This window comes from Roseibium aquae, from assembly GCF_008711285.1.
Lineage (GTDB): Bacteria > Pseudomonadota > Alphaproteobacteria > Rhizobiales > Stappiaceae > Roseibium > Roseibium aquae.
Window position 1 is genome coordinate 282,852 of record NZ_VXDC01000002.1, and the last position, 15,108, is coordinate 297,959.

Annotated in this window: 14 protein-coding genes and 1 tRNA gene; 4 read left to right on the plus strand and 11 right to left on the minus strand. The window is 62.7% G+C overall.

Going from position 1 to position 15,108, the window contains the following annotated elements; translation table 11 throughout:
• Positions 1-35 precede the first annotated feature (35 nt).
• Positions 36-818 carry a Bax inhibitor-1/YccA family protein gene (locus tag F0184_RS05025; RefSeq protein ID WP_150495059.1) on the plus strand — a complete coding sequence of 261 codons (783 nt, stop codon included), beginning with the start codon at positions 36-38 and terminating at the stop codon, positions 816-818.
• Positions 819-904: 86 nt separating this feature from the next.
• On the opposite strand, the gene F0184_RS05030 is transcribed toward F0184_RS05025, so the two are convergent.
• The 6 genes from F0184_RS05030 to F0184_RS05055 all read right to left on the minus strand — a co-directional run bounded on the left by F0184_RS05030 (position 905) and on the right by F0184_RS05055 (position 4,760).
• Positions 905-1,297, minus strand: a complete 393-nt coding sequence (locus F0184_RS05030) for a DUF2794 domain-containing protein (RefSeq protein WP_150495060.1) — start codon at positions 1,295-1,297, stop codon at positions 905-907.
• A 287-nt stretch (positions 1,298-1,584) separates the two neighbouring features.
• On the minus strand, positions 1,585-2,016 hold the full coding sequence (locus F0184_RS05035) for a VOC family protein (protein WP_150495061.1): 432 nt from the start codon (positions 2,014-2,016) through the stop codon (positions 1,585-1,587).
• 164 nt (positions 2,017-2,180) lie between these two features.
• The gene (locus F0184_RS05040) at positions 2,181-2,414 is read right to left on the minus strand and encodes a Trm112 family protein (RefSeq protein ID WP_150495062.1); all 234 of its coding nucleotides are present in this window, start codon (positions 2,412-2,414) and stop codon (positions 2,181-2,183) included.
• Positions 2,411-3,091 (minus strand): LON peptidase substrate-binding domain-containing protein, encoded by a 681-nt coding sequence (locus F0184_RS05045; RefSeq protein ID WP_150495063.1) that lies wholly within the window; start codon positions 3,089-3,091, stop codon positions 2,411-2,413. Before F0184_RS05045 ends, F0184_RS05040 begins: the two co-directional genes overlap by 4 nt.
• Before the next feature lie 70 nt (positions 3,092-3,161).
• Complete coding sequence (gene trxA, locus F0184_RS05050; RefSeq protein WP_150495064.1) at positions 3,162-4,133, minus strand: thioredoxin; 972 nt, start codon at positions 4,131-4,133, stop codon at positions 3,162-3,164.
• Between the two features lie 99 nt (positions 4,134-4,232).
• Entirely contained in the window at positions 4,233-4,760 is a 528-nt protein-coding gene (locus F0184_RS05055; protein ID WP_150495194.1) for a prolyl-tRNA synthetase associated domain-containing protein, read from the minus strand.
• Positions 4,761-5,006: 246 nt separating this feature from the next.
• Here F0184_RS05055 and F0184_RS05060 point away from each other — a divergent pair.
• Positions 5,007-5,081: transfer RNA gene (locus F0184_RS05060), tRNA-Gly, on the plus strand.
• 116 nt (positions 5,082-5,197) lie between these two features.
• On the opposite strand, the gene ggt is transcribed toward F0184_RS05060, so the two are convergent.
• Positions 5,198-6,946: a gamma-glutamyltransferase gene (gene ggt / locus F0184_RS05065; protein ID WP_150495065.1), complete on the minus strand. Its 1,749-nt coding sequence runs from the start codon at positions 6,944-6,946 to the stop codon at positions 5,198-5,200.
• A gap of 175 nt (positions 6,947-7,121) precedes the next feature.
• Between ggt and F0184_RS05070 the strand changes: the two genes are divergently transcribed.
• A complete protein-coding gene (locus F0184_RS05070; protein ID WP_208998328.1) occupies positions 7,122-7,451 on the plus strand; it encodes a c-type cytochrome in 330 nt (109 codons plus the stop codon).
• A gap of 37 nt (positions 7,452-7,488) precedes the next feature.
• On the opposite strand, the gene F0184_RS05075 is transcribed toward F0184_RS05070, so the two are convergent.
• Entirely contained in the window at positions 7,489-8,487 is a 999-nt protein-coding gene (locus F0184_RS05075; RefSeq protein WP_150495066.1) for an endonuclease/exonuclease/phosphatase family protein, read from the minus strand.
• Between the two features lie 220 nt (positions 8,488-8,707).
• On the opposite strand from F0184_RS05075, the gene F0184_RS05080 reads away from it, so the two are divergent.
• Positions 8,708-9,109, plus strand: a complete 402-nt coding sequence (locus tag F0184_RS05080; protein WP_208998329.1) for a YchJ family protein — start codon at positions 8,708-8,710, stop codon at positions 9,107-9,109.
• A 129-nt stretch (positions 9,110-9,238) separates the two neighbouring features.
• Here F0184_RS05080 and F0184_RS05085 read toward each other — a convergent pair whose 3' ends face one another.
• From F0184_RS05085 to F0184_RS05095, 3 genes are read right to left on the minus strand one after another with little or no spacing between them, the layout of a single operon-like run.
• A complete protein-coding gene (locus F0184_RS05085; protein ID WP_150495068.1) occupies positions 9,239-12,616 on the minus strand; it encodes an error-prone DNA polymerase in 3,378 nt (1,125 codons plus the stop codon).
• The gene (locus tag F0184_RS05090; RefSeq protein WP_150495196.1) at positions 12,613-14,247 is read right to left on the minus strand and encodes a DUF6504 family protein; all 1,635 of its coding nucleotides are present in this window, start codon (positions 14,245-14,247) and stop codon (positions 12,613-12,615) included. The genes F0184_RS05085 and F0184_RS05090 overlap by 4 nt, the downstream gene beginning before the upstream one ends.
• Complete coding sequence (locus F0184_RS05095; RefSeq protein ID WP_150495069.1) at positions 14,219-14,956, minus strand: ImuA family protein; 738 nt, start codon at positions 14,954-14,956, stop codon at positions 14,219-14,221. The genes F0184_RS05090 and F0184_RS05095 overlap by 29 nt, the downstream gene beginning before the upstream one ends.
• Positions 14,957-15,108: the final 152 nt, after the last annotated feature.

Sequence of the window (15,108 nt, forward strand, 5' to 3'; positions counted from 1 at the left end):
CACCGAACCGAAACTGAGAGGGACACAGAAAACCAATGTCGACCTTTGATCGCAATCAACAGGCAGCTTACTCGCTTGCCGGCACACGTGCCGAGGCCGGCATCGATGAGGGCCTGCGCGCCTATATGCTGGGCGTTTACAACTACATGACTTACGGCCTCGCGCTGACCGGCCTGTTCGCGCTTGGCACATTCATGATGGCGACTACCCAGGATCCGTCTGCGGCCGCCGCGCAGTTCGGCAACGGCATGATGTTGACCAGCCTGGGTGCGGCTCTTTACGGCAGCCCGCTGAAGTGGGTGGTCATGCTGGCTCCGCTCGGCATGGTCTTGTGGCTGTCCTTCCGGATCCAATCCATGAGCGCGTCGACCGCGCAGGTCATGTTCCTCGTGTATGCGGCCGTGATGGGCGTGTCCTTGTCCTCGATCTTCCTGGTTTATACCGGCGGATCGATCGCCCGGGTCTTCTTCATCACCGCTGCGGCTTTCGGTGCGCTGAGCCTCTTCGGTTACACCACCAAGAAGGATCTGTCCGGCTGGGCATCGTTCCTCTTCATGGGTCTGATCGGCATCGTGATCGCGTCGATCGTCAACATTTTCATCGGTTCGTCCGCACTGCAGTTCGCAGTATCCGTGATCGGTGTTCTGGTGTTCGCTGGTCTGACGGCCTACGATACCCAGCAGATCAAGGAAATGTACTACGAAGGTGACGGCCATGAAGTTGCGACCAAGAAGTCGATCATGGGCGCCCTGCGGCTTTACCTCGACTTCATCAACCTGTTCCTGATGCTGCTGCAACTGTTCGGCAACCGCGAATAACCGGCGCATCATGAAACACCCCGAAAGCCCGGCCTCGAGCCGGGCTTTTTGTATGGGTTGGACGAAAACAGTTGGATTGATCGGTCCTAGCCGCCGACGACCCGCAAGTGCCGCTTCTTTTCGAGCACTTTGATCACCTGGGTCAGGTCATGGCCGCGCTTGAGCACCACACCGCCGGCCGCCACCACGGAATAAGCCCCCTGCCGGCGGGTGAACTTCGGATTCTTTTCGATCCGGTAGAGCGGCATTTCCGAGGCCCGGCGGAAAACGGAAAACACCGCCCGGTCCTTCATGTGGTCAATGGCATAATCGCGCCATTCACCGTCAGCGACCATGCGCCCGTAGAGCCGCAAAATGACGTCCAGTTCGCGTCTATGAAAGGTAACAACCGAAGGAGAAGCGATCCTGGATGCCGATCCGCTGGCGGCTTGTCCACCAGCCCATGTCGGCGGCGCCGATATTTCATCGGTATCGCTCATCCTGCCCCCTTCATGGCCCGGTTCTTAGCTGTGTCATCTTTCTCATCATGGGCCGTTGCGGCCCTTGGTGACAAGGGGGTGGCAAAAAAATCTCGGATTTGCCGGATGCTTCGGCGGATCTTGGCAGCTTGAAGAGGAAACCCGGCTGCCGCGGGCCCGTTGGGCCGGATTTCCAACGCGGACAGCGAGACGGTCCCAACAAGCGGCGTCCAGCGAGGCGGGTCAAAAAGGTCCTGTGTCAGACCGAACCAGTCGTCTTTTCCGGTCCGCGTGCGCGAGCGATACCTTCATTTGGACCGGTTGGAGGCAACCTGTTGATGCACCTCGATCACATTGCCTTCGGGGTCGTGAAAAAACACCTGATGCCATTCCTTGGCAAAGGCTGTTCCGTAATCCGAATAGGGAATACCGCGCTCCTCCAGGACTTTCAAAAAGGCGGGGAGGTCGTCGGTCCGGAAGGCGATGTGGCCGCGGGCAACCGGATTGATCACCTGTCCGTTTTTGAAGGCGACGTCCAGCGCGCGCTCGGCCAGATGCATCTGCATGCCGCCATCGGTGGCAAAGCGGATCTTGCCGCCATAGCCCTGGTTTCCGGTTGCCTCCGTGCGGGGAAAATTGGCTTGCGGGATGTCATCGAGGCCGAGCACTTGGGTGTAGAATTCATGCAGGCGGTCAACGTTTTCAGACACGAAATTGATATGGTGAAATTCAAGCTTCATCGCGCGCTGCGCTCCCTGGTCTCGAAAATGTGACATCATGGCCAGGCCGGAGCGGCCCCGTCGGTCCCGTTGGCTTTGGCGGGCCGACCGTTGAGCCGTTGAAGCCGGTTCCCCGCAAGGACCACCACGCGCTTGGTCTTTCGCGCCGCACGGCCCAGGGCGGCTCAATCGTCGAGCGGGCGGGCTTCTTCGGGCAGCATGATGGGAATCCCGTTGCGGATGGGATAGGCGAGCTTTGCCGCTCGGGACACCAATTCCTGCGCTTCGGAATTGTACTCGAGCGTTGTTTTGGTGACCGGGCAGACCAAGAGTTCCAGAAGTTTCCGGTCCACCTTGCGTTCCGTCGTTCCGGCAGGCGCCTGTTCAGGGGCTTCCGGCGATGTCTGATCCGTGGTCATTGCAGGATGGTTCCCCCGTCCCCGTTCTGGCTGCGGGCAATATCCATCTCGGTGATGGCGATCAAGGTTTCGGCCCGGGTTTTCAGGCTTTGCGCTTCCAGAAGCGCCTGTTTTTCCTGAGCGCCGTAGGGGCACATCATGCAAAGCGCGTTCACCAGCACCTCGGTGTCGGCTTCCGAAACGCTTTTCCAGTCGGCCTCCAGATTATTGACGTCAAGGTAGTTCCGCAAGGTTCGCAGCAGACCGTCGCGGTCGACGTCTTCCTCGCCATCGCCGCATTTCAGATCGGCAGAAAACGGCGCGAAGTCACATTCGACCTGACGGAACGCGGTTATCGTGTCCAGCTCGCGCTGAATGGCGAAGCGTGTCACGCCCTGAAGCGTGATCAGGTAACGGCCATCGCCGGTTTCCTGAAAGCTCGTCAGCCGTCCCGCGCAGCCCACATGGGCGAGCACAGGCTTGTCGGCATCGCCCTGTGCGATATCCGGGGACGGTTGCACCATGCCGATAAGGCGGTTGCCGGACAGGGCCGAGTCGATCATGTCGATATAACGCGGCTCGAAGATGTTGAGCGGAAGCTGGGTCCGCGGCAAAAGCAGCGCACCCGACAAGGGGAAGACCGGCAAGACCGGAGGCAAATCCGCGATGGTCTCGTAGATGGCATTGCCTGCCTGCATGTCTTTCTGTCCTTCGTGCTCTCGGTCCCGTCCCGCTATCCGGATTATGTGTGGCGTGGCCGGCGGTAGGTCAAGAAAACAGAACCGCGGAAAGCCTGCGACGTCCATAGGCGCTGGCCGGATCCTTGAAACCCCAGGCTTCGAAGAACTGAAGCAACTGCTTGCGGGCCCCGTCCTCGTTCCATTCGCGGTCCCGGCGCACAATTTCGATCAGCTGGTCGACGGCCCCTTCCTTGTCGCCCCGCCCGTTCAGGCCGAGGGCGAGATCAAACCGGGCCTGCAGGTCCAGCGGATCCCGGTCGATCCGATCCTGAAGGTCGGTGAGGTCCCCAAGGTCTTCCGCTTGTTCGGCAAGACCGAGCGCCGCCTTGGCGGCGGTATACGATGGGTCCGTCCGTTTGTCTTCGGGCACCAGATCCAGCGCCTGCGCCGCCCGTTCCTTCTCGCCGCTGCCGAGATAACACTGGGCAAGGCCGGAAATCGCGCGCACATTGTCCGGTTCAGCCTGCATCACCGCCCCGAACAGCTGCGCCGCGCCGCCAAAGTCCTTTTCGGCGAGCAGGGTGTCGGCCTGGTCCAGATACTCATCGGCCGGATTGGCCGGTGCCGCGCCGCCCACGCGCTCGATGAAACTCTTAATCTGGCTTTCTGGCTGAACGCCCATGAAGCCGTCGATCGGCTGGCCGTCCTTGAACGCAATCACCGCGGGAATGGACTGAATGCCCAGTTGTCCGGCGATTTCGGGATGATCGTCAATGTTCATCTTGGCCAGTTTGACCGCCCCGCGTGCCGCGGCGACGGCCGCCTCCAAAACAGGTGTCAGCTGCTTGCACGGACCACACCAGGGCGCCCAGAAGTCGACCAGGATTGTTTGCTGGCGCGACGCTTCCATCACGTCCTGCATGAAGGACTGGGTCGTGACGTCGAAGATCAGGCCGTTTGCTCCGCTCGCGCCTGCCGCCCCGCCATTGCCTCCATAGCTGCCATTTCCGCCAAAGCCGCCGCTGACGGATCCACCCATTGAATAACTGCTTGTGCTCATCGATTGCCCCGTTCGTTAAGGCGCCAATTGAATGCACCGGGCCTCACGCCGGAAGGCCCGTCTGTGCGTTTTTCCTAACATGGACCCGCTCTGGCGGTTTTACAAACCCGGGTCCGTCGCCTGCGCCTCCTCGCTGACCCGGATGATCCGGGCATCGTGGCCGCAGGCCCTGGCAAAGGCCATAAGGTCCTCAGCGGCGACGGATGTCGTCGCATCGTTTGAAAGGGGATGAAAGTTCAAAACGGCGTGGTCCATGAGCGCCGCGTCGAAGATGGGCGTGATCCGCCGAGCGTCCCGGTCATTGATCAGGGCGAAGGGCGTCACGGAGCCTGGCATCACGCCCAGAACCTCCATCAACAGGTCCGCGTTTCCAAATGAAACGCGCCCTTGGGCTCCGATTACCTGATGGATCTTTTTCAGATCGATGGTCGCATCATGCAGGGCGACAACCAGGAAAAGGCGCCCCTTCTTGTCCTTCAAGAACAGGTTCTTGGTGTGCCCGCCGGAAATTCGCTCGTGCAGATCGCCAGACTCCGCAACGGTGAAGACCGGGGCATGGTCGACTGTCGTTGTCCGGATCCCCAAACCGTCCAGAAAGGCCATCAGATCGTCGCGCGTTGCCGGCATATCCATCCCTTTTCCCCAAATTCAGCTGGTCGGTCTGTAGCGTGAAAAGTCAGCTTACCTCAAGGAAATTCTTATGGTTTTACGTGCGGAAGAGCGCTGTCGGGCGAATGGTTTTCCACATCCGTTGCCGTTCTCCGGAAGCGTGACATTATCTGAATTTTGCCTGTTGCATTCTTCGGCGGCTTAGTCCATATACTGCGCCACCGCCGACAGCGGGGCCGTAAGGCGCCGGGGCGGGATACATATGCGGGTGTAGCTCAGGGGTAGAGCACAACCTTGCCAAGGTTGGGGTCGTGGGTTCGAATCCCATCGCCCGCTCCATTTAGATCCGTATGGATCCAAATAAACCGGAGGTCTTGCGGCCGCCGGTTTTTCGTTTGTCCGCACAGCGCTCCCTTCGCCGGCCACGGGGCCGGCGCAGTTGGTCCCTATTGTGGTCAATATCCGGCCGTCAGGGCCCCGTCGTGGCGGGGGTCGGACGATCCAGTCAGCTGGCCGCCGATTTTCAGGATCGACTGCGTCGACCCCATGACGTTTTTCAGCGTGACCGTGTGGCCAAGTTCTTCCAGAAGCCGGATCGTATCGGGAGAAAGACCTTCCTCGATCCTCAATTCATCCGGATACCATTGATGGTGAACTCGCGGGGCCGCCGTGGCTTCCGCAATGTTCATGCCGTGATCGATCACGTTCAAGATGATCTGCAGAGTCGTGGTGATGATCCGGCTGCCGCCCGGCGAGCCGGTCGCCAAGAGAACCGCACCATTTTCCAGGACCAGCGTCGGTGTCATGGACGACAGGGGGCGCTTGCCGGGCTCGACCGCGTTGGCGTCCCCGCCGATCAGGCCATAGGCGTTGGGAACGCCCGGCTTTGCGGAAAAGTCGTCCAGTTCGTTGTTGAGCAGGACACCCGTTCCATCGGCAACCATCCCGACCCCGTAGGAGAAGTTGAGCGTATAGGTGTTGGAGACCGCGTTGCCATGCTTGTCCATCACCGAGAAATGGGTGGTCTCATTGCTTTCATAAGGAAGCGGATCGGCGGGTCCGATCTCAGTGGACGGCGTGGCCCGTTCCAGGGAGATGCTGTCCAGCAAGCTGGCCGCATAGGTCTTGTCCGTCAGACCCGTGACCGGAACGTCAACGAAATCCGGATCGCCCAGATACTTGGACCGGTCAGCATAGGCCCGGCGCATCGCTTCGGCCATGATGTGGATCGTGGCGGCCGAATTCGGCCCCATCCCGCGCAGGTCATAGGCTTCCAGCATGTTGAGGATCTGGACGATGTGGGTGCCGCCGGAAGAGGGGGGCGGCATGGAGGCGATTTCATAGCCGCGATAGGTGCCGCGCACGGGCTCCCGCCAGACCGCGCTGTAACCGGCCAGGTCCGCGGCTGTCATGCTGCCGCCCGCGGCCTGCACCTTCGCGGCGATCCGCTCGGCGACATCGCCAGTGTAAAAACCGGCCGGACCCTCCTGGGCGATCTTGCGCAAGGTTCCGGCAAGATCCGTTTGCTTCAGCACCTCGCCGGGCAGATAGGGTACCGGGCCAGGCTTGTAGAAGATGTCCGCCGCCGCCGGATCGCTGGCCAGGCGTGACATCCGCGCCAGAAGGGAGGAGGACAGATCCGGGGTGACGACGACACCCTCCTCGGCCAATGCAATCGCCGGGGCGACCAATTCGGCCCAGGTGAGCGCTCCGCTGCCATGACGCTGGTAAGCTTCGGCGAAACCGGCCACCGTCCCCGGCACTCCAATCGCCAGTCCCGAATAACGGGACTTGTCGCTGTCCGCGTTTCCCTCCTCATCCAGGAACATGTCCCGGTCCGCTCCAGCCGGAGCCTCTTCCCGGTAGTCCAGCGCTTTCGTGACCCCTTTGTCAGCCATATGAATCATCATGAAGCCACCTCCGCCGAGGTTTCCGGCGCGCGGCAGCGTCACCGCGAGGGCAAAGCCCGTCGCAATGGCGGCGTCGACCGCGTTGCCGCCCCTTTCTAGGATCGAAACGCCAACGCCCGTTGCCACCGCCTCCTGGCTTGCCACCATCCCGTTCTGGGCGACAACCGGATGGAACCGGTCTGTCCCGGAAAGGATCGGCGCCATCTGGGCACTGGCGGGCAGGCCGGATGTCAGGCCGATCATGACCCCACAGAAAACCGGTGTAATGAGTCTCTTCAGGTCGAAATGAAGCATGATGGTCTCCCTGTCGCCGATCGCGGGCCGTCCTTGGGTCGACCTTCGCGCGAAAGGCATGTCCTGACAACTACGCACGCGCCGCTTTTGGCTTGGTTCGGGGCCTGTCCTTGGCTTAGGTTCTATGGCGGGGCCGGTCGCGCGGCCCGGTCCGAAGGGGGAGGACATCAGACCCGTGTTGACACGTGCAAGTCAATGGCCGGCCATATGCCTGACAGCCATAGCCATGCTGGTTCCCGTACAGCCGCTTCGGGCAGCCGACGCGGACAATGGCAAGCAGTTGTCATTGCAATGGTGCGCGAGCTGCCATCTGGTGTCCAATGATCAGCAGGTCGGCACGAGCGACAGCCAGCCGACATTTTATGATCTCGCCGCCGACCGCAGTTGGGATGAGGCTTCGCTGAAGACGTTTCTCGCGGATCCTCACCCGAAAATGCCGGACATGGCGCTTACCCCCCGGGAAACGGCCGACATCGCCCGCTATATCGACAGTCTCCAACCTTAAGGCCAGCATCCGGTGAGAAGACCGGATCGCTTCGCGATCAACCTGACCGGGGATTGCTCCTGGGTGCAAAGTCGAACTCGGCCTCGACAGCGGCATGAAATGAGCCGGTTTCGGCAATGCTTCCGGCATCGCGCACTTCATCGGCCAGGCCTGCATTGAAAATCCGGATGGACCGGACATGCGCCTCCAGTGCGCGGCTTGCCAGAATATGATCCAGCGTTTGACCCCGGCCGTCGTGAATGACGGTTTGGCGTTCCTGCCTGGGAATGCGGGCATCAAGCTGGAGAAGCTCCCGGGAAGCCAACTCCGGGTTTCCCGTATCTTCCACGGGTGCCCGCACCAGGCGCAGGGCATTTGTCTCACCGCCCGCGTTGAAATCACCGGCGGCAAGGATCAGGGCCTGTGGGTCTTCGGAAAAGATCGTGTCGATCGCCAGCCGCAGGTCCAGCGACTGCGCCGTATGCTTCAACGACGCCAGAAAGTAGCCCTCGGCCCAGGCTTCAGCCGATCTCCAGACGAACGCGGAGACCTTGCCTCCGGGGATCGGAGCTGCGATTGGCGCGCGCAGGTGCACGCAAAAGACATGCAGTGGCTTGGCGAGGCCCGCGTCCAGTTTGGCGTAGAGCAAAGGCCTGTCGAACAGGACCGGTTGGACGGTCTCCGGAGCCGGATGCCCATGCCGCATTTGCCAGTGCGGTGGATGCACATGGGTGCTGTGGAGCACGCGGCGCTCCAGGATCGGATAGCGTGACAGAATGATCAGGTTGTGCCGGTCCGCCGGGATGCTCTCACCGGGCCGGGTCGAGTGGGCGCGGTGAAACGACGCGTAGGGTGTCTGCTCGAGCAGCGCGTCGAGAGCCGCGAAGCATCGCACGCGTTGACCGGGTTTCTTTTGGGCGTTGACCTCCTGCAGGCAGAGGATGTCGGCGTTCAAGTCCAGGAGATGCGGCCGGAACACCGCGATCCGCGGTGCCAGCCGATCCCGGTCGAAACGGTTGTCGCCGAAGGATTCCAGATTGAACGTGGCAATACGCAAGTCAGGCCTCATTTGTGCGCCAGGGCCATCGAAGCCTAGATGTAATTTTTCAACAGCTTGCCCATTCAGGGCTTTGCGAGGAGACTGGAGTTGCCCCGCTTCAACCCTTCCCGGAACATCCGAATGAACTTCCATAACAATGCCCGATTGACGCCTTCTGGTCGAGAACGTCTTGTGAGACCGATGGCGAGCCGGGTGCGGTCCTTAGTGGAGAGCGATCGTGGTTGAAAATCCTTGCCCCTGCCAGTCCGCAAACTCCTTCGACCGGTGTTGCGGGCCGCTCGTGGCCGGCGAGTGCTTGCCGCCCACGGCCGAGGCCCTGATGCGCTCACGCTATACGGCCTATGTTCTTGGCGACATCGCCTATCTGAAGGATACGCTTTGGCCCAAGTTCCAACCGGGTTTCGATGCCGAAGGCACCGCCCGCTGGGCGAGGGAAAACCATTGGACCGGATTGACGGTGGTGTCGGCCGATAAAGGCGGTTCCGGGGACCGCGAAGGCACGGTTCTTTTCCTGGCGCGCTACCTTGCGGGCGGGCGCTTACATACCCACCGGGAGCTCAGCCTGTTCCGGAAGAAGGGCGGGCGCTGGTACTATGTCGAGGCGATCCGGGAAACCTGACCGGCCCACAGGGCGCGGCGGGCATTGAGGGAAGCCTGACAGTTTTGGAGGCCGGGACCCGCTGGAGGTCTTGGTCTGTGCCGGGTCTTGCATGTTCCGGTGGTGAAATGGGTCGGGTCTCCTGGGATGTCAGTGAAAATTCCGGCCAGATGGCAGGGCTTTGAGTTTTTCCGGCTTGAGGTCTGCCACATCCTGGCGCAATTCCGGCACGTCGCGCACGAGTTGGGCCAGTCGGCTGGCCGGCCTCACCTTCTCTGAGAGTTCGATCACCGGCCGTTTGACTTCATCGGCGCGTGCGAGCGCGGCCGTGTTCAGGCCCATCGCGGACAAACCGGCCAGCATTGGGGTCGCATCCTCCAGATGCTCCGCGACGACATGGATCACACCCGTCTCCATCTGGAGGCGTCCGCGCACTTTCAGAAAACGCGGCCCCAAGACCAAAGACCGGTATTTCTCGAATACTGTTGGCCAGACAATCACATTGGCGGTTCCACCCTCATCCTCAAGTGTCATGAAAATCACGCCCTTGGCCGAGCCGGGCCGCTGGCGAACCAGAACGAGCCCCGCCACGGTCACGGTCCGGCCATTGCGGATCCCGTCCAGATGCGCGCAGGGCACGACCTGCTGCGTCTGCAGTCTCTCACGCACGAAGGCGACCGGATGGGCTTTGAGGGACAGGCTCAATGTTTGATAGTCGGCCATCACATGCGCTCCTGGCAGCATGGGCGGCAGACCGGCGTCCGGTTCGGGGCGCAGATCGCCATGAGCCGCGGTATCGAACAGCGGCAGCCGGTCCTTCACACCGGCGCGCTCCAACCCCTGCGCGGCCCAGACGGCCGCCCGCCGGTCGAGCCCCAAAGAGCGGAAAGCGTCGGCCTCCGCAAGCCGCAGAATGACGGATCGGCTCAGGCCTGTGCGCAGCCAGAGATCGCGGACAGAATCATAACCGTCGCCGCGCGAGGCGATGAGGCGCTCCATGTCCTCCTGGCGCAGGCCCTTGATCATGCGAAACCCCAGACGAACCGCCCGTTCGGCGCGGATGACACTGGCCATTTCCTGATGTTTGCCGTGCAGGCGCCGGCCGGCCGCCACCCCGGGTTCAAGCGTGTTATGCCAGGCGGAGAGGTTGATGTCCGCCTCCCGAACCTCCACGCCATGTTCGCGGGCATCGCGGACCAACTGGGCAGGCGCATAAAAGCCCATGGGCTGGGCATTCAAAAGCGCGGCGCAAAACACGTCCGGATAACGCGCCTTGATCCACGAGGAGGCATAGACCAGCAGTGCGAAACTGGCGGCATGGCTCTCGGGAAAACCATACTCGCCAAATCCTTCGATCTGCTTGAAGCAGCGTTCGGCAAAAGCGGCGTCGTAGCCGTTCCGGGCCATGCCCTCGATCATCTTTTTCTGGAACGTGCCGATGGTGCCCACGCGCCGGAACGTGGCCATGGCCCGGCGCAGCTTGTCGGCTTCCGCCGGGGTGAAGCCGGCCGCGACAATGGCGATCTTCATCGCCTGTTCCTGAAAGAGCGGAACGCCCATGGTCTTGCCAAGCACGGCCTCAAGCTCCTTGCTGGGATAGGTGACTTCTTCCAGCCCCTGGCGCCGCCGCAGATATGGGTGCACCATGTCTCCTTGGATCGGCCCGGGGCGCACGATCGCGACTTCGATCACAAGATCATAAAAGGCGCGCGGGCGCAGGCGGGGCAGCATCGTCATTTGCGCCCGGCTTTCCACCTGAAAGACGCCGACGCTGTCGGCCCGGCAAAGCATGTCATAGACCTCCGGCTCTTCCGCCGGGATGGTCGAAAGGCTGTAATCGATGTCATATTCATCGCGCAGCATGTCCAGTGCCTTGTGGATGGCCGACAGCATGCCAAGGGCGAGAATGTCGATCTTCAGGATGCCTAGGGAATCCAGGTCGTCCTTGTCCCATTCGATCACGGTGCGCCCCTCCATCGCCGCATTCTGGATCGGGACAACCTCATCCAGCCGGCCTCGGGTGATGACGAAACCGCCGACATGCTGGGACAGGTGACGGGGAAAGCCGATCAGCGTTTGCACCAGATCCATCATCTGTGTCAGCATCGGGTCGGCGGGGTCCAGTCCCGCCTCATCGATCCGCGTATTTTGCGGCCGGGATGAGGAGTGCCCCCAAATGGTGCCGTTGAGAGCCCCGATCACATCTTCCGAAAGGCCAAACACCTTGCCGACATCGCGCAGCGCGGAGCGTGTGCGATAGGTGATGACGGTGGCCGCGAGCCCGGCCCGTTCGCGGCCGTATTTCCCGTAGATATACTGGATGACTTCTTCGCGCCGTTCATGCTCGAAATCGACATCGATATCCGGTGGTTCGCGCCGTTCGGGAGAGATGAAACGTTCGAACAGGAGATCGGACCGTGCCGGATCCACCTCGGTAATGCCAAGGCAGAAGCAAACGGCCGAATTGGCCGCCGAGCCGCGCCCCTGGCACAAGATGCCCCGGTCCCTGGCAAACCGGACCACGTCGTGGACGGTCAGGAAGTAGGGGGCATAGTCGAGATGCGCGATCAGCGGCAACTCGTGCTCAAGCGCTGCCTTCACCTTGTCCGGAACTCCGCCGGGATAGCGGCTCTGGGCCCCGTCCCGCACAAGACGCTCCAGCTCTTGCTGCGGCGTAGCGCTCTGCCCATACGGCTCATTGGGATACTCATAGGCCAGGTCGTCGAGGGAAAAGGACACCTCCTCCACGACCCTCAGGCTTTCGCGCAAGGCTTCCGGGACGGGGGCGAACAAGGCCGCCATTGCTGCCGCGTCCTTGAGATGGCGTTCCGCATTTTTTTGCAGTTTCCGGCCCGCTGTCTCCAGTTTTTCGTGTAGATGGATGCAAGTCAGGACATCTTGCAAGGGCCGGCGGCCGGGGACGTGATACAGCACGTCATTGGTGGCCAGGAGCGGGATGTCCGCATAGGTGCCCAGCCGATAGGCAAGGTCGAGCCGCCGCCGGTCGGCAGCCCCTTTGTGCAAGGACACCGCCAGGCGGACGCGTCGGCCGAACCTTTTTTTCAAATCACCCAGAACCGGGATGATCGGCGCTGCATCCGGCAAGCCGTCGGGCAGCACCAGCGCAACCGCATGATCGGGACCCAGATGCTCCAGATCGGCTATCACAAGATGGCATTGCCCCTTGCCGGCGCGGCGGTTGCCGACCGTCAGGAGGCGGGTCAAGCGGCCATAGGCGGCCCTGTCCCTCGGCCACACGAGCAGATCCGGTGTTCCATCCAGAAAGACAAGCCGGCAGCCTGGCACGAACCGCAAACCGGTTTCCCTGGCGGCCATGTGCGCGCGCACGGCGCCGGCCATGGAGTTGCGATCGCAAACCGACAGGGCGGACAGGCCGAGTGCCGCAGCGGTCATGGCCAGTTCTTCCGGATGCGATGCAGCCTGGAGAAAGGAAAAATTGCTGGCCGCGCACAGTTCGGCAAAGGCAGGCTCCGATGCCCCGCCCAGTCTTTCGGATCCGGATCTCATGCAAAAATGCCTTGCAAGAACCAGCGCGGTGTCGCGGTCTCGCGCTCATAAAGCCCCTCGCGGTAGAGCCAGAAGCGGCGGCCCTCCTCGTCTTCGATCCGGAAATAATCACGGGTGACCGCGCGGCGTTCCGGCTGGGCGTCCGGGGCGCCGGCCCACCAGGGCGGCGCGATCCGCTCCGGACCTTCGGAGCGCATGACCCGGTAAAGCACCCGCCGCCAGCGGAATCGAAGAGGAGGACCTTCCGGCACCATGGCCACGGCCTCGACCGGCTCTGCCGGATCGATCAGACGCACGGGGCGGTCCAATGGTGTGTGATCCGGGATTTCCAGCGGCAACTCCTGCCAATATGCCCCGGCCGCACAGGTGCCGCCGGCTTCTTCCGGGAACGGGGTGTCCCGCCGGTCCGCCGGACAAGCCGGCCCGCTGCCCAGGCCGAGATCCGCGCAGCCGAAGCCGGCCCAGGAGAGGCTTTGCTCCTTGACGTGGGCGGCAGGCACAAACCCGGTCTGGCGTTCGGGCAAGTGGCGGTCGACGGGCAGAAGGCGGGTGATGCGGTCGATCCCGAGGCGCGCGCCGAGGCGGTCAAGGAGGGCGTCCAGCTCCGCCGGGTCTCCGGGGCCGGCTTCCCGGGTGAGCGTCAATTGGTCCGGTGCTGCCGGCTCGGCTTCCAGAACGGCGATGCGGATCAGGTCATAGCCGTAGCCCGCATCGAGCACAGCCTCGTCGGTTTTCAGCTTTTCAGAAAACAGCGCCAGAATCCGGCGGGCTGCGCGCAGCGGACGGCTTGCGCCGACGACCACCCGTTGAACCGCGCCATCGACCCGGAAAAGCGCAAGCTCGAAAGCCCTTCCCCCTTCGACCCGCCGTTCCAGGGCTTCGCAGATCTGTCGGGCAAGGGAGAGAATGACGGTTTCCACATCCTCCTGGCGTCCGATCGGCTCGAAGAACCGGCGCTCGGCGAGCACGAGTGGTGCGGCAAACCGGGGCGAAATGACTTCCCTGGAGCGGCCCAATGCCTGGTCCAGACGCTGGATCAGCCCGGGGCCGAAGCGGTTGACCAGCGGTGCGCGGGGGCGGTCGTACAGCGCGCCGATGGTGGTCAGGCCAACGCGCTCCAGTCCTTCCACGATGCCGGGGCCGATGCGCAGGGCGGCGACCGGCAAATCGGTGAGAGCCTGATGCTCCTGGCCGGAAGCCACGCAGCCGCAGGCTCCATACCGGGCCGCTGCCCAGGCGGCGCCCGGTGTGTCAGCCACGGCCGCTTTAAGGGCAAAGCCCTGACGGTCCAGCCGCGCCAGCACGTCGGCGCGCATCGCCTCCTCTCCACCGAACAGGTGCGCGCAGCCTGTGATGTCGAGCATCAGGCCATCAGTGCCATCGATGGCGACCAGGGGCGTGTAGCGGTCGCACCAGTCGGCCAGCCGCTCCAAAAGAGCGGCGTCCTTGTCCGGGGCGGCCTCTTCGATGAGAAGATGCGGCACGCGGGCCCGGGCATCGGCGAGACGTTCACCTTTCGCCAGGCCCATGCTCCGGGCGGTGGCGTTCAGCGATATCAGGCGCTGGGTATTGCCTGTTTTGGCGACAACGGCAAAGGGCGGCTCAACGTCCCGTTCCCTGCGGCCATGCATGCGCGGGCCGGCGGCGTTCAGCCGCCGCAGGATCCGGTCCGCCGGCAGGTCTGGAAACCAGAGCGATAGAACGCGCTGGCGCAACAAATTGTCCCGTCGCATGATCCCACTCCACGTCTGCCTGTCCCGGACGTCCGTCCCGGTTTCGCGTTACATCCACCTGCCAGCCCGCCCGTCCCAAACCGTCATGGGGCCCGTGGGCCAGAAGGCCCGGAGGGAGAGACGGTTTCGGCGCGATGCAAAACCGTGTCAGGGCGGCTGTCGGCTCATCCACCGTTCCATGGCGCGCCAGAAGCACCGGCACGCCGCTTGCCTGCGCGCGCAAGAGCAGTCGGCGGGTCGCCGTGAGGTCGAGTGCCCGGTGCCGGCCCTGGATATCGCCCCAGACCGCCGCCAATGCCGGACAGCTTGCCCCCTCCTCAAGCACCCAAAGCGCCTCTTCCAGGCGGTGCGGAAAAACTGCCATGACCCTTTGTGCATCCAGACCGAAGCGGACCAGCCCCGGTCCGTGGACAACTCCTGCCTCGCGGGTTGCGTCCGGAGCCGCGACCCACAACACCGGGCCAGGCCGCAAATTCGCAATCCGCTTCAAGAGCGCCATGACAAATCCACTGACGGCTCCCGAATCCCGGCTTTGCATCCCCACGACTTCATGCAGGCTGGCAAGCCTCAGGCTCCCATCGGCGAACAATCGGTCAAGCTCCGGCACGCCGAAGGCCAACCTTTGTATTCGTTCTTCTTTTGTTCTTAGTTTTTGCCGCCCGGCGCCGTCAGTCCCTTCTTCGTTTGGTGTTTGCACCGCTGGAGAACCGGCCGGCCCCAGCTTCCTGGCGGGGAAAGCAGGGGCCGGACCAAACTGCG

Excerpts from the sequence above, each read along its gene's own strand:
- F0184_RS05025 (WP_150495059.1), top strand. The coding sequence starts at position 36 with ATGTCGACCTTTGATCGCAATCAACAGGCAGCTTACTCGCTTGCCGGC.
- F0184_RS05030 (WP_150495060.1), bottom strand. The coding sequence starts at position 1,297 with ATGAGCGATACCGATGAAATATCGGCGCCGCCGACATGGGCTGGTGGA.
- F0184_RS05035 (WP_150495061.1), bottom strand. The coding sequence starts at position 2,016 with ATGAAGCTTGAATTTCACCATATCAATTTCGTGTCTGAAAACGTTGAC.
- F0184_RS05040 (WP_150495062.1), bottom strand. The coding sequence starts at position 2,414 with ATGACCACGGATCAGACATCGCCGGAAGCCCCTGAACAGGCGCCTGCC.
- F0184_RS05045 (WP_150495063.1), bottom strand. The coding sequence starts at position 3,091 with ATGCAGGCAGGCAATGCCATCTACGAGACCATCGCGGATTTGCCTCCG.
- trxA (WP_150495064.1), bottom strand. The coding sequence starts at position 4,133 with ATGAGCACAAGCAGTTATTCAATGGGTGGATCCGTCAGCGGCGGCTTT.
- F0184_RS05055 (WP_150495194.1), bottom strand. The coding sequence starts at position 4,760 with ATGCCGGCAACGCGCGACGATCTGATGGCCTTTCTGGACGGTTTGGGG.
- ggt (WP_150495065.1), bottom strand. The coding sequence starts at position 6,946 with ATGCTTCATTTCGACCTGAAGAGACTCATTACACCGGTTTTCTGTGGG.
- F0184_RS05085 (WP_150495068.1), bottom strand. The coding sequence starts at position 12,616 with ATGAGATCCGGATCCGAAAGACTGGGCGGGGCATCGGAGCCTGCCTTT.
- F0184_RS05090 (WP_150495196.1), bottom strand. The coding sequence starts at position 14,247 with ATGCATGGCCGCAGGGAACGGGACGTTGAGCCGCCCTTTGCCGTTGTC.